The sequence below is a fragment of the Patescibacteria group bacterium genome (assembly GCA_028710985.1).
Classification (GTDB): Bacteria; Patescibacteriota; Patescibacteriia; order JAHJFT01; family JAHJFT01; genus JAQTTB01.
The window spans coordinates 662,961-683,868 of sequence record JAQTTB010000001.1; the positions used below are offsets into that span (position 1 = coordinate 662,961).

Below are 20,908 nucleotides of genomic sequence, written 5' to 3' on the forward strand. Positions count from 1 at the left end.
TAGCCGATAAAATGTGTTATAGTTATTTAATTAAAAAAATTAATCTATTTATTTTATGGCCAAGGAGAATAAAAGTATATTTGGAGAAAATCCAACGTTATCATTTTTTCTAGGATTATTTGTCGGTCTCGCGTCATTCAGCACCATCGCGGCAATTATTCTGGTTCTGGCGATGTATTCCGGCAATCCGTTAAGTTTCGCCAAGAACGATGCGGCCGGCGATGCGGTTGCCGCTGGAGCGCAGGAGGCCGTCGCCGCCGAAGAGGACGTCGGAGTCGCCGAGGTTCCGGCAGTGGGTGAAACGGATTATGCCGTTGGTCCCGAAGACGCATCAATTACACTGATTGAATATTCGGATTTTGAATGTCCGTATTGCCTAAGTTACAAAACCACCATGGATCAGGTGCTCAAGGACTATGACGGAAAGATTCGTTTCGTTTTCCGTCATTTCCCGCTCTCATTCCATGAGAACGCGCGCGGCGCGGCCATGGCCGCCGAATGTGCCGGCGAGCAAGGCAAATTTTGGGAAATGTATGAAAAGATTTTTGACGCCAATGCTGATGGAACCATGGGAACCGATGTCTGGAAACAGGCGGCTAAGGAAATCGGGTTAAATACCGGCGATTTCAATGTCTGTCTTGATGAGAACCGTTACGACAGTAAGATAAACGAGGAAATGCAGACTGGCGCCCAAGCCGGCGTCCGCGGCACTCCGGCCACATTCATCAACGGCCAGATGGTTTCCGGAGCCCTGCCGATTGCGGATCTTGAAGCGATCTTGGACCAGATTCTGGCACAGTAGATTGGTAATCAAAAAGCTCGTCTATACATACATGGACGGGCTTTTTTAGTCAAAGAATCGGTTAATCGGTGAATCAGTGAATCGGGCTTAAATGGTCTAAGCCGGTTCCGATCAACCGATTCACCGGTTAACCGATATCCCGTGTCGCCTTGACGATTTTTAACAGTTGTGATACCGTTGTTCGTGCCGCCCTATGCAACAACAACGCATGGGCGGCCCCATGCCAAAACCGGGAGGTGTGACTTGGGGCAGAAAGTAGCGCGCGCCCCTCCGTAGGGAGGAACGAGAAGGATCGGGCAAAAAGATCAAGGTCTTAGAGTCGCTCCCTGAGCGACTCTATTTTTTATGAAAAATATTGAAAAATGGCCCAAAATGGGATATAATCACCACATAATAAATAAGCCAAATCTATGAACATTAAGGTCTTTTCCACGCCGACATGCCCTTATTGCGTTCAACTTAAAGAGTTTTTATCCAAGCATGAGCTTAAATACGATGATATTGATGTGTCCAAGGATTTGGCCGCGGCTCAGGAAATGATCGATAAGTCAGGGCAGATGGCCGTGCCGGTCGCGGAGATTGACGGTCAGATTGTCATTGGTTTTAACAAGCCTAAAATCATGGAGATTTTAGGAATGGGAGAATAAAATATTATGATTTATAATTGTCCAATGTGCGGAGAGGTATTGGTCCAGGACATCGACATGAACTGCATGAAGTGCGGCAGTGAAGGAGTGGAGGAGCGTGGCAATGAGTTTTATTGTCCGGCCTGCAATGAGCTGAATCCGGACGAAGTCCGCATGGTTTGCCGGCTCTGCGGCTCGGATGAAGTAAGCGTTTAACATGACTGAATTTTTTGTTGTCGCAACCCCGATCGGCAACCTTGAGGACACGAGCCCGCGGGCCGTGCGAGTTCTTGCCGAAGCCGATTTGATACTTTGCGAAGATACGCGCGTCACGCGCAATCTTCTTGCGCATTTTAAAATAAAAATCCCTGTTGAAAGTTATCACCAGCATTCAAAATTTACCAAAGTAAATCATATTAAAGAGATGGTGCGGCGGGGGAAGCGGATTGCCCTGGTTTCGGACGCCGGTACGCCGGGCGTGAGCGATCCGGGTGGCAAGCTCGTGGAAGAGCTGGTGCGCGAATTCGGTGCTGAAATCAACATCATTCCGGTTCCCGGACCGTGTGCCGCAGTTACGCTTCTCTCGGCTTCAGGATTTCCGGCGGACAAATTTTTATTTTTGGGATTTCCGCCGCATAAAAAAGCACGGCAGAAATTTTTCAAAGAAGTTGCCGCCGAAGAGCGGACGGTCGTGTTTTACGAATCAACTCACCGGATCATTAAAGCGCTCGCCGAACTTGAGGAGACAATTGCCGACCGGCCAATCGTGGTCGGCCGCGAGCTCACAAAAAAATTTGAAACAATTTACCGCGGCACGGCTGCGGAAATTAAAAGCAGGCTGCAGGCAGGCGTATCAAAAGGAGAATTTGTAATCGTAATCTCTTCAAAATAAAAATAATCCCCGTTGCTCAACTAGGGTCAAGCAACGGGGAGAGGAAGGAGGACGTGCTGCAGTCTGTGCATCGGTGATCCAGTCGGACAGAGATCGGGGCAGGGGGCCACATCCTTTTCGCTCGTCGGGAACATCCCAACGTCTACTTCGGATTATGGCGAACAGGAGTTCTTGCCAGGATTCTTGGCTCACAGACCGAAGTCTGAATCGCGTGCCCATGAGAAGGGAATGGCCCAGTGTCCCCGGACGCGGCCGATCGACAAAGCTGCGACCGAACCGATTTTGCATGATACGCGTAATGCCATGCTCAAACTACGAGGTGGTGGGACTCGCGGCTTGAGGAATCCCCTTCGCGTAGCAACACATTCCACAGCACACGCAATTATTACACAACGATAATATTTTGTCAATGGCGGACCTATGAAAAAATTCTATATTACAACGCCGATTTACTATGTAAACAGCAAGCCGCACATCGGCCACGCTTATACCAACTTCGCGGCCGATGCGGCCGCGCGCTGGCACCGCATGGCCGGGGCGGATGTTTATTTTTTGACCGGCACGGATGAGAACAGCCAGAAGAATGTTGAAGCCGCGGCCAAGGAGGGCGAAAAAGATATTCAGAAATTCGTTGACCGCATGAGCGCGGTCTGGCAGGAAACCCTTGATTCACTCGGAATGACTCATGATGATTTTATCCGCACCACCGAACCGCGGCACAAAGAAGCCGTGGAAAAATTTGTAAAAACAGTCGTTGACGCCGGCGACATATATCAAGGCACCTACGAGGGCTGGTATTGCGGCGGCTGTGAAGCATTTGTCACCGATTCGGATCTAATTGACGGCAAATGCCCTATCCACCAAAAACCGGTCCAGAAAATCAAGGAAAAAAATTATTTTTTCAAACTCACCAAGTATCGGAAACAGCTGCTTAAGCACATTAAGGATAATCCGGATTTTATCCAACCGGTTTCGCGCCGCAACGAAGTGGTGAGCTATATCAAAGATTTCATGGAAGATGTCAGCATCACCCGCGAAAGCATGGAATGGGGGATAAAGATGCCCGGCGATTCAAAGAGCGTTATTTATGTCTGGTTTGACGCGCTGATCAATTACATTTCTGCAATCGGATACTTCAATGACCAGAAAAAGTTTAAAAAATACTGGCCCGCCGATGTGCATATCGTGGGCAAGGATATCATTAAATTTCATTGCGCGCTTTGGCCGGCCATGCTCATGTCCGCCGGCCTTGAACTGCCGAAGCGGATTTTCGCGCACGGATTTTTTACGGTTGAAGGCCAAAAAATCAGCAAATCCCTAGGAAACGCCGTTGACCCGGTCGAACTCGCGAACAAATACGGCGTAGAGGCCCTGCGCTACTATCTCTTGCGCGAGATTACCTTCGGCGAGGACGGAGTTTTCTCAATTTCGCGCCTGGAGGAGCGCTATAATAACGATCTCGCAAACGAATTGGGCAATCTTCTCCAGAGAACGCTCGCTATGACGGAAAAATACGTTGATTCCAAAGTGCCGGAGTTAGCGGCCGAAAAAATTGAAAACTGGCCGTTAATCATCCAGGCCATGGAAAAATTAAATTTTTCCGAAGCACTCGATGAAACATGGGAAGTGGTGCGCGAAGCCAACCGTTTCATTGACAGGGAACAACCCTGGCAGCTCGCAAAGATAAATTCCGAGCGGCTTGCCGCGGTTCTCTACATCCTGCTTGAAACCCTGCGAAATGTCGGCTGGATGCTTCTTGCCGTCATGCCTCAGACCGCGGAAAAAATCTGGACCCAGCTCGGACTTGATCCGGCCAAAGAGAAGTCAAAGAAATTTGAAACTGCAATCAAATGGGGTGGCCTCAAATCGGGTACAGCTATCAAAAAAGCGGAATCATTATTCCCGCGCCTAAATTCTTAAATCTAGATTCTAGGTACTAGATTCTAGATACTAAAATATTTATCTATGACACTTTTTGACGTAATCCTCATCGTCTGCCTCGCGGGTTTTGTTTTTTACGGCCTGTTTTTCGGCATAGTGCAAACACTCGGCGGCCTTTTTGGCGTGTTTGCCGGCGCGCTGATCGCGAGCCGCATCTACGAGCCCATCGCCGGGCTTTTTGAACCGTTTTTCTGGGGCAATGAGAACATGTCAAAGGTGGTGTGCTTTATAATTATATTTATTTTGATAAACCGGCTCGTCGGATTACTTTTTCACATCCTTGACAAAATATTCGGATTTTTGAAAATTATTCCGTTCATGAAATCAATAAGCAGTTTGCTTGGCGGACTCGTCGGATTTATTGAAGGTGCTTTTCTTCTCGGCGGAATTCTCTATGTGGCGTCCCGCTATCCGATAATTGACTGGCTAAACCAGTGGATGGTTGATTCATCCATTGCCCATTATTTGGTTATGATTTTTAATTTGATATCTCCGCTTCTGCCCGAGGCTGTCAGACAAATTCAGTCCTTAATATAATGCCATGAACCCATTTTTAATTGATACGCACAGCCATCTGAATTTCAGCGCTTTTAAAAATGACGCCGAAATTATCGCTCGTCAGTGTCTGGACCAAAACATCTGGATGATTAATGTCGGATCGCAGGCTTCAACTAGCGAACGCGCCGTGCGTTTTGCCGAGCAATTTAGCGAAGGCGTATATGCCGCCGTCGGCCTGCACCCCAGCCACCTTGTTGACATGGAGGTGGAGGAAGAGGAGGCCAAGTTCGCGGCTCATGCCGAGGATTTTGATCATGACTTTTATAAAAACCTAGCGCAGAGTCCCAAGGTTGTGGCAATCGGCGAGTCCGGCCTTGATTACCATTACGTACCCGAGCACGAAGAACTCAACGGCGTAAAAACCCGGCAGGCCGATATTTTCCGCCGGCACCTGGACCTGGCCGATGAACTGAATCTGCCAATTATCATCCACGCGCGTGAGACTTACGGTGCGGTCGCGGAAATAGTTGAGGAATATATAAATCAGGACAAATTAAAAAAACGCGGCGTTCTCCATTGCTTCCTCGGCACGTGGGAGGAAGCAGAAAGATTTTTACAATTTGGATTTTTAATTTCTTTCACTGGTATAGTTACCTTTGCCCCTAAGCAGTCACAGATTTTTGAGCATTCGGCGCTTGCGGAGACGGTTAAGAATATTCCATTGGACCGCGTCATGGTGGAAACCGACGCGCCGTTTCTCACGCCCGAACCCCACCGCGGAAAGCGCAATCTGCCGCAATATGTGGTCGAGGTGGCGAAAAAAATCGCGGAAATCAAGGGAATAACCATGGAAGAAGTGGCGGCCGCGACCACCGCTAACGCTCGCAATTTTTTTGGAATTTAAACAAGAAAAGTATGCCAAGAAATCCCGAAAATATTTATTCGCCAAGCCCGGAAGACAGAAAACCGCTTGAAATCGCGCCGGCGAAAGAAATATTCACCGACGAAGAGTATATTAGGTATCGGGAGGGCGCCATCCTGGCAAATCCCCAGGGCAAAAAATTTCGAATTGAGGGTATAGGCAATGATTTTGAGACCGGTGAAAAGATGTTGGTCGTTGCTAAAGCGGATAAAAGCGTGAAGAATAAGAAAACTTATGAATTCATAAAGTCGGATGAGCTTAAAGACTATAAAAGAATTTTGCAGGATTTAGATTATCATGGAGAATATTTTTTGCATCGCCACAAACCAATGGCAGTTTACGTGAGGGGATGTGCGCCCAAGAAAAACGCAATAATATTACATGATCAAGGGGGAAAAGATTTTGAAGTGCCGTATGAATCATTTGTAAAAAATTACTCCGAATTGCCTGATGACTCACACGCTCCGTTCAAGCATACTTGGCTCATGAAAAAGGGGACGCAGGAGCCGGTGTTTATTAGTGATATCGATATTGATCGTCAGAGCATTGAAATCGTTGAAATCGTTCGAACGATTGATACAAAAAGCGGAAAATTCAACACAATAATTTTGCCAGATACTAAAAAGCGCATCTCTTTTGATGATATGGGTAAGGAGTTCATTAGTGTCCCAAATGGGCCTGAGGAACTAACCTTTTCATTTTCGGATGAGGACGAGGACGCTAAATATGCCGAGGCGATTGAAGTAGAGGGAACGCGGCTGGATGAACGCGACACCACGGTAGATTCTGACAAACAGGACTGGGAAGATGCCGCGTAGAATCGTTGGGTAGTTCGCGAATCATCCACAATTTCGAAGCGCTCCAAGGGAGCGCTTTTTGTTTTTGAACAACCCGCTCGTATTGTCATCCTGAGTCCCGACATCCGCGAAGCGGAATGTCGGGGCGAAGGATCTCACAGTCTCGAGATGAGCGTCCACGGCGCCACCATGGTCATGGCGAGATGCGAGATCCTTCGCCCCTCACCCCTCGACAAGCTCGAGGCTCGGGCTCAGGATGACAATATTATGGATGTGTATGCGATAAAAAAACCGGCCGTCAATCTTGCGATTGAACGGCCGATGAGAGCGTTATCGATTTACGGGAGTGGCGGAAATCGTATGGCCGGTCCCGTTACCGATGCATCGATGGGAATTATGAACCAGAGGATGATCGGCAGAAAGAACATGATGAGAAATAATACTAGCAAGAGCGGGTAGTCGCGTGGTTTGTCGTTTGGTTGCATCTGCTGCTTCCTCCTACTTCGCCCGGACCGCCACGTACCCGCGCGGTATGAGCCAGCGCCGCGTCACGAGCTCGTAGTTCACGAGGCCGATGAGGCCGCCCGCGAGCGCGCCGATGATCGCCGAACCCGCGACGTACCCGGCCACCGAACCGATGACCGCGTCGGTGAAGCAGAGCGCCCGCCGCTCCGAGTGGATGCGGACGAACACCTGCCAGCCGAAACGTCCGAGGAAGCGGACCAGAGCGACGGAACCGCGTCCGATCGCCATGATGGATCGTCCCATGAAGCGCAGAATCTCCACCATGGCTCTCGGCGTTCTCTTCATGAGCCACCACATGCCGCGGGGCAGGTGGTAGAAGAGGACGATGGGCGGGGCTAGACAGTATGCCGCAGTCCACGCGGTTTTTCGATGATGGTCGAGAATTTCGTCGCGTTTTGGTGCTTGGGCACATCCGGTGGTATAGAATAACAGTATTACTGTACTGATGCACATGATTGTAGCACCAGTGACGATCTTGAGCACTTCGAACGCTCCTTGAAAAATTTCGACCTTAGGTTCGAATATGTCTATCGCAATAAAGAAGATGATGGTCGTTGTTGCAAGATCCAGGAAGAAGCAGAAAAAAGCGACCAAACCCGCCGCAGTGGTTTTCCAGAAACGCCGATCCGGCCTCCATCCTCTGGCCGCCCGGTACGCCGCCGGGATGACGCCGATGACGCGCCGGAAATCGTAGGCCAGGTAGCCCACGAGTCCGCCGGTGATGAGCCCGACCCAGATGAGCCAGGGCTTGAGCTCCAGAGCGATGAGCGAGCCAATGAATGCGCCCACGCCACACGCGAACATGATTTTCCAGGATTCCTTCTTCACGACGAACCTCCTTTTTGGTTGTCAGAGAACAATCAGTCGGTTTCCCGACTTTTCATCACATTATAGTGGAAAAAGCCCATTTTGTCAAGCCATTCACTCTTATCGTCATTGCGAGCCCCGAGCTTGTCGAGGGGCGAAGCAATCCCGTTGCAGGCGCTTCAAAATAGGTACAGGATTGCTTCGGTCGTCCCGACTGCTGTCGGGACTCTCTCGCAATGACGATAAGAAAAGAAGAAGATAAAGCGTCGGGGCTCTACCCAAATTACCGATTTTTTGTTAAAATCAACCCATGAACCTCATGCAAATCTATCGCAACCTCTACCGTCACTTCGGCCCCCAGCATTGGTGGCCGGTTTCAGCTAAAAAGGGGGATAAGGTCTTTGAAATCTGCGTCGGCGCCATCCTGACCCAGAACACGAATTGGAAAAATGTTGAATTAGCCCTCGCCGGCCTCCGGAAGGCGCGCCTTCTGACCCCGTGCGCCATTGCCAAATCGCCGGCGCGAAAAATTGAGCGTCTGATCCGGCCGTCCGGGTATTTCCGCCAGAAAGCCAAAAAGCTCAAGATTTTTGCCAAATATATCTGCGACAACTATCAGTCCAGCGCGAAAAAGTTTCTGCAAGGCAGTCTGGAAAAAAAGCGGCCCGAACTCCTGTCAATCTGGGGCATCGGACCCGAGACGGTTGATTCCATGCTGTTGTATGCCGGAAAAAAGACGACATTCGTGATTGACGCCTACACGCGGCGTTTGTGCAAAGAGCTGGGCATTGAATTTAAAGATTACGAAGAATATCGCGCGTATTTTCAAAAACGCCTTCGCCCGAACGTTGAATTGTATAATGAATTTCACGCTTTGATTGTCGCCTGGGGCAAGCTGTTGCGACAGAACCGTGGGCAAGCGGTCGTATTGCTCAAGATAAAAAAATGCCCGAGGCGGGTGCCAAGGGCTGGGAAAAGGAATAAAGGAGCTAGCGTACGAGAACGTCTTTAACGAGCTTGGCGAGGAACGCATCGTCGATCTCGCCCGGATTTGGGCGCTGACGCATTGAGCCGAGGCGGACAATGTCAACGGTTCTTTCAGAGAGAACAATCGCACGAGTGAATGGAAAATCGTGCCTTAGCGTCCTCACGAATTCGGCAGCCGACTGCTCGGACGATAAGTGTTCGGATATTACCAGATCAACCGTTGAGATTATTTTTCCGTGCCTCTGATGGTTTGCGTAATCCTCGACAAAGCTGCCGGACATGTCAGCTGGCAAGAGTTCCTTTCCGAGCACCTGCTTTCCTTGTTCACGTAAAAACATAATGGCCTGGTTGGTGCTATCGGCGCGCAGAACCATGTGGCCGATCGATTCAAGACGTTGCTTCAGACTGATGCCAAACGGTTTTTGTTCACTGACCACAAGGATCGTTGCATTGATCGTTGCTTCCCTGGGCATACTCCACCTCCTCCTTATTGTTAAAAAACCAAACTAATATTATCATATTTCAAAACCCGGCAACAGGCGATTTATACACAAAAAAATCGTCCCGACCGATGGATCGAGACGACAGTATTGAGAGCATGGGCTGGAAGTGGATCAGGAACGGGGGGATGACATCTGGAGCGCGGCATCGACGGCTTTCGTGAAAGCGTCGAAGTTGAGTGGCTTGGCGAGGTGCTGGGTCCGGTCGTCGGAGGGCAGTTTGTCGCTTCCTCCGGTCATGAGGATGAACGGCAGGTCGGGACACGTGGCGCGCACGCGCGCGAACAGCTGTTTGCCGTCCATGACCGGCATGTTCACATCCGAGATGATGAGCGCGGCCGTATCCTTCCAGACCTCGAGCGATCGCAGGGCCTCCTCACCGTTTTCGCACAACACTGTGAGGTTGCCCATGCGCTTTAAGATGCGCGAGATTGCGTTTCTGATTTCCTGGTCGTCATCCACGACAATGATCAGCGACATATGATTCTCCCTTCGTTGATATTAGAAATGCGCGAAAGATAATGAATCGTACCATGAATAAGCCAATCTGTCAAGATTTGAATCCCGAACAGCGTAAGGCCGTCACCGTGACCGACGGCCCGATTTTGATTGTCGCCGGCGCTGGCACCGGCAAAACCATGGTTATTACGCGGAAAATATCCCATCTTATCACCGAAGGTTTTGCCCGTCCCGAGGAAATACTCGCCCTCACATTCACTGACAAAGCGGCCGGCGAAATGGAAGAGCGCGTGGACAAGCTTTTGCCGTACGGGTACTTGGATCTCTGGATTTCTACTTTCCATTCTTTTGCCGAGCGGGTTCTGAAAAATCATGCGTTAGAAATCGGACTTCCGAATTCATTTCGACTGCTTTCCCAGGTTGATTCCTGGCTCTTGGTGCGCCGGAATCTGGATAAATTTGACCTTGATTACTGGCAGCCGCGCGGCAATCCGACCAAGTTTATCCGCGCAATGATTGAGCATTTTTCCCGCGCCAAGGACGAGGATCTCTGGCCCGAAAGTTATCTTGAATATGCCGAGAGCCTAAAGCTCAATAAAGATTCGGATCAGGCCGCGGACCAGGAAGTGAAGCGCGTAAATGAACTTGCCAACGCCTATCATGTTTATCAAAAATTATTGCTGGATAACGACGCGCTTGATTTCGGCGATCTCATTAATTATACGCTCAAGCTTTTTCGCGAGCGGCCGCATATTCTGGAGCAATACCGCGCGCAATTTAAATATATTCTGGTGGATGAGTTTCAGGATACTAACTGGGCGCAGTATGAACTCATCAAACTGCTTGCCGCTCCGCGCAATAACCTGACCGTGGTGGGGGATGATGATCAGTCGATTTACAAATTTCGCGGTGCCTCGCTTTCAAACATTCTGCAGTTTAAAAAAGATTTTCCCGAATCCAAAGAGGTGGTGCTTGTCAAAAATTATCGCACGCGCCAGAACATCTTGGATCTGGCTTACGAGTTTATTCAGCGCAACAATCCCAACCGCCTTGAAGCCCAGCTCAAAAATAAAAATTTAAAAAAGAAAATAAACAAAAAACTGGATGCCCAGTGTCCGGGCGAAGGCCGCGCCGAACATCTGCATTATAAAACCCTTGAACAGGAGGTGCGCGGCGTTGCCCAAACCATTGCCGAGCTCAAGGCCGGGGACAGTGGTTTGACCTGGGACGATTTTGCCGTGCTCGTTCGTTCAAATGACGCGGCTGCTCCATTCTGCAATTATTTTGCCAAACAGGAAATCCCGCATCAGTTTCTGGCGCTCAAGGGCCTTTACACCCGCCCGGTGGTGCGCGACATTTTGAGTTTTTTTAAATTACTTGATAATTATCATGAGAGTCCGGCGCTTTATCGCGTCATGTCTTTGCCGGTTTGGAAAATCAGCCAAGCGGATTTGATTGAGATGGCCATGGAGGCAAAGCGCAGTTCGTCGTCTCTTTGGGAGGTTGTTAAACGCCACCAGGGCCTTAAGAATCTTTCTGCCGGCGCCCAGGAATCACTGCCGCGCCTGATTACCCTGGTTGAGGGTGCAGCCGCGCTTACGCGGGATAAAAGCACGGGCATGGTATTTAAATATTTTTTGGAGCAAAGCGGCTTTTTGCATTGGCTTGACCATCTGCCCGAGCTTGAAAAGAACCAAAAGATCGGCTGGCTGGAGCAATTCTGGGAGAAAATTAAAAAATTCGAAACCGACAACGTTGAGTCGCGCCTCTCTGATTTTATGGCGCAGATTGAGTTTGAGCTTGAGGCCGGGGAAGAGGGTTCTTTGCGTTTTGAAGCCGAAGAGGGTCCGGAGATGGTCCGCATCATGACCATCCACGGCGCCAAGGGGCTGGAATTCAAATATGTTTTTATCGTCAATATGGTGGACCGACGTTTTCCGACCACCGAACGCTCCGAGGCCATTCCCGTGCCTGATCCACTGGTGAAGGAGATTCTGCCCGCCGGCCAGGACACGCACCTGGAAGAAGAGCGGCGTTTGTTTTACGTGGCCATCACCCGCGCGAAAGACGGAGTGTTTTTCACTTCGGCCGATGATTACGGCGGAATTCGCAAAAAGAAAATCTCTCAATTTTTGTTTGAACTCGGCTATTCGGCCGATGCCAGGGCTGGGGCCGGCCGCCAGTCAAAACTTTCGATTGAAGTACCAGTTCCGGCGCCAAAGCACGAAAAGAAAATAGAATATCCCTTTCCACAAAAATTCAGCTTCACGCGGCTTGCCGCGTTCCGCACCTGCCCGTTGCAGTATAAATACGCGCATATTCTGAACATTCCGGTATTCGGCAAAGCGGTATTCAGCTTTGGAAAATCAATGCACGCCGCGCTGGAAAGATTTTTCCGCGAGTGGCTTGCCCAGGGTTCGCAGTCAACGCTTTTTGGCAAAACGTCAGTTAAAAAAGGCAGCCCCGGCCTGCCGCCTCTTGAAAAATTGCTGGAAATCTATGGCCAGGAATGGATCCCGGCGTGGTATGAAAACCGCGATGAGATGCGCGGGAACAAAGAAACCGGGCGCCGGGTTCTCAAAAAATACTGGGAAGAGCTGGCCAAGGATCCGCCAAAAACAATTGCCGTGGAGCAGACATTTAATGTCAAATTCGGCGATTATACTCTTTTTGGAAAAATCGATCGCGTTGACGAACTCGCAAACGGCAATCTGGCTCTGGTTGATTACAAGACCGGCAAAGCAAAGGACGAATTAAAGGCCGAGGATAAAGAGCAGCTGATCATTTATCAAATTGCCATGGAAGAACCGCGTCTCTTTAACCGCAAAGTAGAAAAATTGGTTTATTATTATCTCGAGAGCGGAAATCGGCAGGAGTTTGTGGCGAGCGAGAAAGACAAGGAGAGGGTTACGGCCGCTCTCATTGAGCGCATTGAAAAAATAAAAAACAGCGATTTTCCGCCGGCGCCGAGCGAGCTTTGCCGGCACTGCGACTTTAATTTTATCTGCGATTACCGAAAAATCTGATATGCTGATCCACATAAAAAAACTTTTAGACGAGGCCGTGAAACGCGCCGGCATCACCCAGAGTGTCAACGCCGCGCGCGTGGTTGAAGAATTCAACCGTGTCTGCCGCGAGCTCTACGGCAAGTTAACCTGCGACGCGGTGGCTCACGTTTCGTTCCGCAACGGTATCGTGCGCGTTTCCTGCGGGCACGCGGTTGTCGCGCAGAACCTGCAATTCAATAAATCGCGGCTTATAAATGAAATTAATCGCGGTCTAAAAGCCAAAGCCGTTTCCGGCATAAAAATTACGATTGCCTGATTCAGACATCCCGGGTCCCGACCTGTCGGGACGATGAATCTGTGTTATAATACCGGTATGACATTGCGTGCTTTTATTTTATTCATGCTTCTCGCCACCATAATTTGCTGGTCCGCTTTTTTGATAATAATTTTTAAAACAAATCCCTACGAAACCGGCGCCCTGGGATTTATTTTTTTCTATGCCAGCCTTTTCTTAAGCCTGATCGGCACGTTGACTGTCGCCGGCATATTCGTCCGCATGATTATTCTGAAAAGAGATGATTTTATCTCGCGGCGGGTCGCTGCTTCGTTCCGCCAAGGGGCATTCTTAGCGGCCGTTGCGGTCGCCGGCCTGTACCTCATGAGCCGGGGCCTTTTAACTTGGTGGAATGTGCTGTTTTTTGTTGCCGGAGTGAGCCTTTTGGAGTTCTTTTTTATCTCAATAAAAAGGCTAAAATAAGCCAAATTTTCATATCTTGTCAAAACAGGGTCTTCAAGATATAATACTAGTCCGCAGTGTGGACTATATTTTTTAATATGTTTGAAAAATTTCTCGGACAATTTTCACGTGATTTGGGCATCGATCTCGGTACGGCGAATACCCTGGTTTATGTTGATAAAAAAGGCATTGTCATCAACGAGCCGTCGGTTGTGTCCATCAACATGCGCAACAGCCAGATTCTCGCCGTGGGCCGCGAAGCCAAGGAGATGCTCGGCAAAACCCCGCCGCATATCCAGACCGTGAAACCCCTGGTCAAGGGAATCATTTCCGATTTTGAGGTTACCGAAAAAATGCTGAAATATTTTATTGACAAGGTCCATCAGGATACATTCACTTTCGTGCCGCGTCCGCGCGTTATCATCGGCGTGCCCATGGAAATTACCGAAGTGGAAAGAAAAGCCGTTGAAGACGCCGCCATCTCGGCCGGCGCCCGCGAAGTGTATCTTGTTGAGGAACCCATGCTCGCTGCGCTCGGCGCGCGCCTCAATATCACGGATTCGGTCGGCAACATGATTGTTGACATCGGCGGCGGAACTTCCGAAATCGCGGTAATTTCTCTTTCCGGCGTGGTGACCTGGAAATCATTGGCCATCGCCGGCGACGAATTGAATCGAAACATTGTTCAGTACGCGCGCGACACATTTAATCTCTTGCTCGGAGAAGTGGTGTCCGAACAGATTAAAATTAAAATCGGTTCGGCCAAGCCCATGGCGGACAATCTGGAGATTGAGATGCGCGGCCGTGATCTCTTAACCGGCTTGCCCAAAGAAATTATCGTGAATGACGCCCAGATCCGCGAGGCGCTCCGCCGGTCGGTCAATTTGATAATTGATAATATTAAAGCAACGCTTGAAATAACCCCGCCTGAACTTGTCGCCGATATCTACGAGCGCGGCCTGGTGCTCTCCGGAGGCGGTGCCCTTTTGCGTGGCCTGGACGAATTGATTTCCGAATCCGCCGATGTTCCGGTTCGCGTGGCCGACGACCCGCTGACTTGCGTCGTGCGCGGCACCGGTATGCTTTTGGATAATCTGCCCCTTCTCCGCGAAATCGCATTGCCTTCAACCAACGAGCAGATGGCAAAGAACATGAGATAGATTAATCTGCCGTGGTTTGGGCGTTTAATCTCAAGATGAAGAAATCATTTATAAAAAGTTCGAATATATTAATTGCAGGCATAATCCTGCTTATTATTTTATCGTTTTTTGGATTTTTTGGGCCGTTTGAAAACGCCATCGCATTTGTGCTGCGCCCGTTTCAGAGCGCCTATCAGGCTGTGGCGCGCGGCGCTTCGTCGGCTTATGTTTCGGTTTTTCGGCGGGATGAAATCATGGGGCGTCTCAAGGAGCTCGAGGGTGAAGTGCAGAATCTGGCGGTTGATTATGTGGAGCTTAGTGCCCTGAAGGAAGAAAATGTCCTGCTCAAAAAACAGCTGGACTTCACTGAAGCCAACGATTACGCCACGGTTTCGGCCAAAGTGCTCACCTATATCAGTTCGCCGCATGAAAAGTACATGGTCATCAACCGCGGGCTCTCTGACGGCATTCAGGCCGGTTACCCGGTCATTAGCGGCGAAGGCTTGATTATCGGCCGCATCCTGGAGGCCCACGACCACCTTGCCGAAGTGCGGCTCGTTACCGACCCGCGCAGCAAGATTCCGGTCAAGATTCTCGGCGCCGACAAAACCATCGGCATCGCGAGCGGCTCCTATGGTTCCATTATCCGCATGGAGCTCATTCCGGTGCAGGAAAATATTAAGGCTGACGACCTGGTCGTCACGTCCAATCTTGAAGAAAATATACCCGCCGGCCTGATCGTCGGCGTGATAAATGAAATCATTGTGTCCGGCAACGAACCGTTCAAAACCGCGCTCGTCGAGCCGCTTGCCGATTTCTACGCCATCGGCATGATTTCCGTAATAATTCCAAGCCATGATTAGGGGATTCGCCACATTATCGCTTTACGTCCTGCTCGCGCTCCTTGAAATAAGTTTTCTCGCGTCCTTGCCGTATCCGATTAATCTGACGAGTTTGGTGATACCGGTACTCCTTATATTTATGGTTTCCGGCCACAACCGCGAGGCATGGACATACATTTTCGTAACCGGCATATTGTTTGATATATTTTGTTTCTATTCGATCGGCGCGTACATTTTGATTTTTGCGGCCCTGTATCTCTGGGGAAGGAATATTTTTATGAATTACGTATCTAACGCATCGCTTCTCGGCGTTGGGCTTATCGGCAGCGCCATGGTCGTGCCGTACTGGCTGCTCCGCCATATTTTGAATTCGTTCGACGGAGGTTTGGAAAAATTTTCCAGCGGGCAGGAGTTCCAGGTCATTCTGACCGCCATGCTGGTGAACATCGCATTTGTTTTTATTTTTTATTCCCTGTACCGGTTTTTTTCAAAGATGGGCAGGCCGAAAAAAATGGCGTATGGAAAAATATAAAAAACTTGAGCATCCGGCCGATCTGCGCCTCCGCGTTTTTGGCCGCGATATGGCCGAACTTTTTCAAAACGCGCTCTTCGGTATGTTTGAAAGCATTGAGCCGGATATTGCTTCACGGGATTTGGTGCGCCGCAAAATTCAGGTTCAGGCCGGTGATCCGGAGCTGCTGCTTGTGGATTTTTTGAGCGAAGCTCTGCTTCAGAGCGACACTCATGACGAGGCGTATCATGATGCCGAAATTGATAATCTTGCCGCTGACTCGGTTACCGCGACCCTGATCGGTTATCCGATCCGCGGTTTCCGGCAGGAGATAAAAGCCGTTACTTATCATGGATTTAAAATTGAGCAAACGGCCGAGGGGCTCACGGCGGAAATAATTTTTGATATATAAAATGGATATAAAGCAATTAAAACGAATTGAGGATTATCTCTACGAAATTCCGGCGGATTCCCGCCGCGGCATGCTGGTTCCGGCGCGCATTTATGCCACCGCGCGCATGCTTGAGGAGATTTCCAGCGACAGTTCTCTCGATCAGCTTATCAACGTTGCCGCGCTCCCGGGTATTCAAAAATATGCGCTCGCCATGCCCGACATTCACGAAGGCTACGGATTTCCCATCGGCGGCGTCGCGGCCATGGATTTTTCCGAAGGCGTGGTTTCGCCCGGCGGCGTGGGATATGACATAAACTGCGGCGTGCGACTTCTCCGGAGCGGATTGAAAGTTGAAGAAATTTCGGAAAAATTAAAATCACTCGCGCATCAGATCAGCCGCGATGTGCCAAGCGGGGTCGGCCGGGGCGGTGAGATTGTTCTCACTCCCGAAGATCTTGACGAGGTTTTGAAAAAAGGAGTAAAGCGCCTGCTTGAACTTGGCTGGGCGGAAAAAAACGATCTGGAAAACATTGAAGAAAACGGCTGCATGAAAAACGCGGATCCCGAAGCCGTGAGCGCGCAGGCCAAAAAGCGCGGGCGAGACCAGCTCGGCACGCTCGGCTCAGGTAATCATTTTTTGGAAATCCAGGCGGTTGATCAAATCTACGACGAGCCGCTTGCCAAAGAACTCGGCATTGAAACCGGCCGCGTTATGGTGATGATTCACACCGGCTCGCGCGGCTTGGGCCATCAGGTCTGCACGGATTATGTAAAAATCATGGCGCCAAAACTCGCGAAATGGGGGATTGAGCTCCCGGACCGCGAGCTTGCCTGCGCCCCGATTTCATCCCCCGAAGGGAAAAGCTATCTTGCGGCCATGGCCGCGGCCGCGAACTTTGCCTGGTCAAACCGCCAGATGATTACGCACCTTATCCGCAATGCCTGGAAGCGCATCCTTGAACCCGCCGGGCTCGATCCGCGGCTTGATACAGTCTATGATGTTGCCCACAATATTGCTAAAATTGAAGAGCACATAATCAAGGACAAAAAAGTTAAACTTTGCGTGCACCGCAAGGGCGCGACGCGCGCCTTTGGTCCGGGCCGGCCCGAGCTCAACGAGCTCTACCGGCGCATCGGACAGCCGGTGCTGATTCCCGGAACCATGGGAACCTCATCGTATCTGCTCATGGGCACGGAAATGGCGGAAAAAACCACCTTTGGTACGGTGTGCCACGGCGCCGGCCGCCGCATGAGCCGGCACGAGGCCAAACGCAGAATCACCGGCCCCGAAGTGCGCAAAGAGCTTGAATCGCGCGGCATTATTGTCGAATGCGCTTCATCCGCCGGTCTGGCCGAAGAAGCGCCGCTCGCATACAAGGACGTGGATGAAGTGGTGGACGTTGTCGTGCGCGCCGGATTGGCTAAACGCGTTGCGAAGTTAAAGCCAATTGCCGTGATTAAGGGAGGGTAGGAGACAGTTCAATGAATTTTTTTTACTTTCATTACATAATGCGCAATGGAAAAACAAGCATTACAACCAAACATTATTTTCAGACTCGTATTAGCAAAAACGCTCTTCAAGAGTGGTTTAGAGTGTTGCGATACCGGAGTGGATATTTACAATTTTTCTCATGGGTTGATCGCTCTGCACGATGCTCTGGACAATTTTTCGGGTGCGATAGCATCAATTTTGAATATTGCTCTTAGTCGGCCCAGTAAATTTATTGATACGTTAGATTCAATTGAGCAATACGAGAAAAAATCTAATTCAAATTTCGTATTAACGAGTAGGAATGAATTATACCAGCTCAACACTCTTCGTAATAGTATTAAGCACCAAGGAATTGTTCCCGATATCAAACACGCCAAGGCATTGATAGAGCCGATTGTTAAATTTTTCAAAGAATATTCCCGTTATTATTTCGACCTAGAATGGGATATTATTAGCCTGGCGGATTTGATAAAAAATGACACTACGAAAAATGCACTTAATAAAGTTGAGAAATTTATTGGCCGTGGTCAACATAAAGAAGCATTGAACGAAATGGCTATTATAAAATTTCAAGTATTTGATGAACAACATATTCGAGCAAAACTTGATTCACGATTGGCGGCCTACTACCTAGAAACGGCAAACATTGAAAAGCTAAGAATGGCTAAAAATATATTTCCTAAGCGAGAAATATTAGTTTCAGACACTGACCAACGTACTCGGCTTCTTGAATGGGGTATCGATAGTGGTCAGATGCAGAAATTCGAAGATTTAACCGCGGAAGTTGGTATTAATAACGTGAATGATTGGGAGTATGTGTTAAGGCACGGTAGCGCCTGGGGAAGACCCAACTGGACTAGGGAAATCTCAATTTTCTGTTTCGATTTTTTGATAGATGCCATTATTAAACACCAGCGTAAAGATTATGGAGTAAGGCAGGTGGTCATTCCATGGCTCATTCATATAAGGGCGCGAGAAGAAATTAAATTGTATGTTGATGATAAAGAAATATACTCTATTTCAAAAGGCGAAGAACGCGTTGCGCTAATTCCCGGTAGGGTAGATGATGGCTGGGAAATTTTCGAAAATAAAGATCGCTTGTTGGTTCTTATGGATAAAGATGGCAGTGCGAGCAATATGATTTCGGGCTTCTTCAATGAGGGAGATGAGGACAAAATTGAAATTCTAGGAAAGTAATTTTTCTCAAGGATGGGCATGGAAAGATAAATAGAATAATCAGTAATCAAAGATAGTTTGATGAGAATATGATTTATAAAAACCGCTCCTAAGCAGAGTCAAACTCTAGTTATTCTAATGCGCATAACATAGCTAGGGCTTTAAGATTCATCCGCAAAATTAAATTTTTATGCAAACAAAACGATTAACAGCCGATGAAATCATCACACTGAATGATTTTCCGGTGCACAACGGGCAGATATTGAAAATATTTTTTATTATATTTAGAAAAAAATGTTCTAAAATTATTCCACCTTGCCCTATAATGGATGTATCCTTGGTACTTCCTTTTTTCTCGGCCAAGCTTAAAAATCTATTTTTAAAATTTAGAATCAAGAACCCCCAAGCAAAATATTTTTTACTCGATGGTAGTCACAAAACAACCGCGGCGGCACTAACCGGATCGCGAATTCCAGTAATGATTTTAAAAAATAACAAAGACATACAAGAAGCCAAGCAAATGGTAAAAATAGGCGATTTATTTAGTTTGACGGTAGCGAATACTATGAAAAATAACGCCATTGAATTGAAAAATCATTTTAACAAGAAAAAATATTTTCAAACAGTAAATGAGAAAACTCAAATAATGGTAAAGAAAAAAGTCATTCCCCGGTATATGATTGATTATTACAAGAAGCATAAATAATTCTTGAGCAATAATTTTAACAGCATGGGTTACTATATTATCATCCGTGGACCACTGGGTTGCGGTAAATCAACAATATCCGAGAAACTCGCTCATATTCTTGACGCTAAATATATTGGAATGGACGAGGTGCTAGAAAAACACGGGCTTGATAAAATGCCGCCCGACGCACCCTGCATCCCAGCGGAAAACTTTATTAAAGCAAACGAAATTATCGTGCCAGAAGCTAAGCAGCTTTTAGACGCCGGCAAAATAGTTATTTTTGATGCGTGCTTCTATCATAGAGAAGTAATTGAGCACCTCTTGAAGAATCTTCTTTATGAACATTACATTTTTACGCTAAGGGCACCGCCGGAGCTCTGCATTAAAAGAGATAGCGAGCGTCATAAAACCCATGGTGAAGGCGCGGCATTAGCCGTTCATTCGCTCGTTTCTCGGTTTGATTATGGCAATATTATTGACGTTACCGGAAGCCTCGAAGACGCATTGAAAGATATTCTTTCCTATTTGCCTTTAAAAAATTAACTCGCTTACAACGTATGGAAGAAAAACAAATTACCACAATGAAGGATGCGCAGAAATTACTCAAATTTTTTGCCGAGCGTAATAATTGGAAAGATGTTCCGAATGTTGATAAGTTTGACCATCTGCACGAGGAATTGATTGAGATGTCTCAACATTTGAGATATAAATCAGAAGAAGAACGCAATAAATTCGTTGAGGATAATAAAGAGATTTTTATTGATGGTATCGGCGATTTGTTTTTCGGAACGTGTCGTCTTGCCAATCAACTTGGTGTAGATATTGAAGAAGCTTTCAATTTGGTAAAGAAAGAAATTCTAGGAAAATATAATCATAAAAATCCAGAAAATAATTTAACAGCAGATTAAAAAATCGTTCTTTGATACAAATACTTTTAAAGAATTGGACTCAATGACAAAATAAGGAGGAACCCATGATCTCGAGCCAGAAATTACTGGATATGGTGGCAACCGAGGCCCTTTCATCGGACACTCATCGATGCCATCGATGTGGACGCACATTTTCACCCAACGAAGATGGTTGTCCGTTCTGCGGCACGAATGCACCCGTTTCACCAATCCCCGAGCTGCCAAAACCGGGGACCGGATCAGGGGAAGATGAAGAAA

General features: G+C 48.3%; 25 protein-coding genes. 22 read left to right on the forward strand and 3 right to left on the reverse strand.

Annotation, left to right across the window (positions count from 1 at the left end; translation table 11 throughout):
- Window positions 1-55: 55 nt before the first annotated feature.
- From PHW53_03250 to PHW53_03290, 9 genes are all read left to right on the forward strand, one after another.
- On the forward strand, window positions 56-802 hold the full coding sequence (locus tag PHW53_03250) for a thioredoxin domain-containing protein (protein ID MDD4995450.1): 747 nt from the start codon (window positions 56-58) through the stop codon (window positions 800-802).
- A 410-nt stretch (window positions 803-1,212) separates the two neighbouring features.
- The gene (locus tag PHW53_03255) at window positions 1,213-1,449 is read left to right on the forward strand and encodes a glutaredoxin domain-containing protein (protein MDD4995451.1); all 237 of its coding nucleotides are present in this window, start codon (window positions 1,213-1,215) and stop codon (window positions 1,447-1,449) included.
- Window positions 1,450-1,455: 6 nt separating this feature from the next.
- Complete coding sequence (locus PHW53_03260; protein ID MDD4995452.1) at window positions 1,456-1,644, forward strand: hypothetical protein; 189 nt, start codon at window positions 1,456-1,458, stop codon at window positions 1,642-1,644.
- A gap of 1 nt (window position 1,645) precedes the next feature.
- Window positions 1,646-2,320, forward strand: coding sequence for a 16S rRNA (cytidine(1402)-2'-O)-methyltransferase (gene rsmI, locus PHW53_03265; GenBank protein MDD4995453.1), 675 nt, complete (start codon window positions 1,646-1,648; stop codon window positions 2,318-2,320).
- A 420-nt stretch (window positions 2,321-2,740) separates the two neighbouring features.
- The gene (gene metG, locus PHW53_03270; protein ID MDD4995454.1) at window positions 2,741-4,240 is read left to right on the forward strand and encodes a methionine--tRNA ligase; all 1,500 of its coding nucleotides are present in this window, start codon (window positions 2,741-2,743) and stop codon (window positions 4,238-4,240) included.
- Window positions 4,241-4,285: 45 nt separating this feature from the next.
- Window positions 4,286-4,798 (forward strand): CvpA family protein, encoded by a 513-nt coding sequence (locus tag PHW53_03275; protein ID MDD4995455.1) that lies wholly within the window; start codon window positions 4,286-4,288, stop codon window positions 4,796-4,798.
- A 4-nt stretch (window positions 4,799-4,802) separates the two neighbouring features.
- Window positions 4,803-5,663 carry a TatD family hydrolase gene (locus PHW53_03280; protein MDD4995456.1) on the forward strand — a complete coding sequence of 287 codons (861 nt, stop codon included), beginning with the start codon at window positions 4,803-4,805 and terminating at the stop codon, window positions 5,661-5,663.
- Window positions 5,664-5,674: 11 nt separating this feature from the next.
- The gene (locus PHW53_03285; GenBank protein MDD4995457.1) at window positions 5,675-6,499 is read left to right on the forward strand and encodes a hypothetical protein; all 825 of its coding nucleotides are present in this window, start codon (window positions 5,675-5,677) and stop codon (window positions 6,497-6,499) included.
- A gap of 147 nt (window positions 6,500-6,646) precedes the next feature.
- Complete coding sequence (locus PHW53_03290; GenBank protein MDD4995458.1) at window positions 6,647-6,937, forward strand: hypothetical protein; 291 nt, start codon at window positions 6,647-6,649, stop codon at window positions 6,935-6,937.
- 39 nt (window positions 6,938-6,976) lie between these two features.
- Here PHW53_03290 and PHW53_03295 read toward each other — a convergent pair whose 3' ends face one another.
- On the reverse strand, window positions 6,977-7,831 hold the full coding sequence (locus PHW53_03295) for a hypothetical protein (protein MDD4995459.1): 855 nt from the start codon (window positions 7,829-7,831) through the stop codon (window positions 6,977-6,979).
- A 289-nt stretch (window positions 7,832-8,120) separates the two neighbouring features.
- On the opposite strand from PHW53_03295, the gene PHW53_03300 reads away from it, so the two are divergent.
- Window positions 8,121-8,822, forward strand: a complete 702-nt coding sequence (locus tag PHW53_03300; protein ID MDD4995460.1) for an endonuclease III domain-containing protein — start codon at window positions 8,121-8,123, stop codon at window positions 8,820-8,822.
- On the opposite strand, the gene PHW53_03305 is transcribed toward PHW53_03300, so the two are convergent.
- Window positions 8,800-9,270 (reverse strand): hypothetical protein, encoded by a 471-nt coding sequence (locus PHW53_03305; protein ID MDD4995461.1) that lies wholly within the window; start codon window positions 9,268-9,270, stop codon window positions 8,800-8,802. The genes PHW53_03300 and PHW53_03305 overlap by 23 nt on opposite strands.
- A gap of 141 nt (window positions 9,271-9,411) precedes the next feature.
- A complete protein-coding gene (locus PHW53_03310; GenBank protein ID MDD4995462.1) occupies window positions 9,412-9,777 on the reverse strand; it encodes a response regulator in 366 nt (121 codons plus the stop codon).
- A 53-nt stretch (window positions 9,778-9,830) separates the two neighbouring features.
- On the opposite strand from PHW53_03310, the gene PHW53_03315 reads away from it, so the two are divergent.
- From PHW53_03315 to PHW53_03370, 12 genes are all read left to right on the forward strand, one after another.
- Window positions 9,831-12,782 carry a UvrD-helicase domain-containing protein gene (locus PHW53_03315; GenBank protein ID MDD4995463.1) on the forward strand — a complete coding sequence of 984 codons (2,952 nt, stop codon included), beginning with the start codon at window positions 9,831-9,833 and terminating at the stop codon, window positions 12,780-12,782.
- A gap of 1 nt (window position 12,783) precedes the next feature.
- Entirely contained in the window at window positions 12,784-13,080 is a 297-nt protein-coding gene (locus PHW53_03320; protein MDD4995464.1) for a DciA family protein, read from the forward strand.
- 57 nt (window positions 13,081-13,137) lie between these two features.
- Window positions 13,138-13,521, forward strand: coding sequence for a hypothetical protein (locus PHW53_03325; GenBank protein ID MDD4995465.1), 384 nt, complete (start codon window positions 13,138-13,140; stop codon window positions 13,519-13,521).
- Window positions 13,522-13,598: 77 nt separating this feature from the next.
- On the forward strand, window positions 13,599-14,660 hold the full coding sequence (locus PHW53_03330; GenBank protein MDD4995466.1) for a rod shape-determining protein: 1,062 nt from the start codon (window positions 13,599-13,601) through the stop codon (window positions 14,658-14,660).
- A 35-nt stretch (window positions 14,661-14,695) separates the two neighbouring features.
- Window positions 14,696-15,502 carry a rod shape-determining protein MreC gene (gene mreC / locus PHW53_03335; protein MDD4995467.1) on the forward strand — a complete coding sequence of 269 codons (807 nt, stop codon included), beginning with the start codon at window positions 14,696-14,698 and terminating at the stop codon, window positions 15,500-15,502.
- Window positions 15,495-16,013, forward strand: a complete 519-nt coding sequence (locus tag PHW53_03340; protein ID MDD4995468.1) for a hypothetical protein — start codon at window positions 15,495-15,497, stop codon at window positions 16,011-16,013. Before mreC ends, PHW53_03340 begins: the two co-directional genes overlap by 8 nt.
- Window positions 16,000-16,404 (forward strand): archease, encoded by a 405-nt coding sequence (locus tag PHW53_03345; GenBank protein ID MDD4995469.1) that lies wholly within the window; start codon window positions 16,000-16,002, stop codon window positions 16,402-16,404. Before PHW53_03340 ends, PHW53_03345 begins: the two co-directional genes overlap by 14 nt.
- Before the next feature lies 1 nt (window position 16,405).
- Window positions 16,406-17,857: an RtcB family protein gene (locus PHW53_03350; protein MDD4995470.1), complete on the forward strand. Its 1,452-nt coding sequence runs from the start codon at window positions 16,406-16,408 to the stop codon at window positions 17,855-17,857.
- A 45-nt stretch (window positions 17,858-17,902) separates the two neighbouring features.
- The gene (locus PHW53_03355) at window positions 17,903-19,075 is read left to right on the forward strand and encodes a hypothetical protein (GenBank protein MDD4995471.1); all 1,173 of its coding nucleotides are present in this window, start codon (window positions 17,903-17,905) and stop codon (window positions 19,073-19,075) included.
- A gap of 169 nt (window positions 19,076-19,244) precedes the next feature.
- On the forward strand, window positions 19,245-19,760 hold the full coding sequence (locus tag PHW53_03360; protein MDD4995472.1) for a hypothetical protein: 516 nt from the start codon (window positions 19,245-19,247) through the stop codon (window positions 19,758-19,760).
- A 3-nt stretch (window positions 19,761-19,763) separates the two neighbouring features.
- A complete protein-coding gene (locus tag PHW53_03365; GenBank protein ID MDD4995473.1) occupies window positions 19,764-20,285 on the forward strand; it encodes an AAA family ATPase in 522 nt (173 codons plus the stop codon).
- Between the two features lie 14 nt (window positions 20,286-20,299).
- Window positions 20,300-20,650 (forward strand): hypothetical protein, encoded by a 351-nt coding sequence (locus PHW53_03370; protein ID MDD4995474.1) that lies wholly within the window; start codon window positions 20,300-20,302, stop codon window positions 20,648-20,650.
- Window positions 20,651-20,908 lie beyond the last annotated feature (258 nt).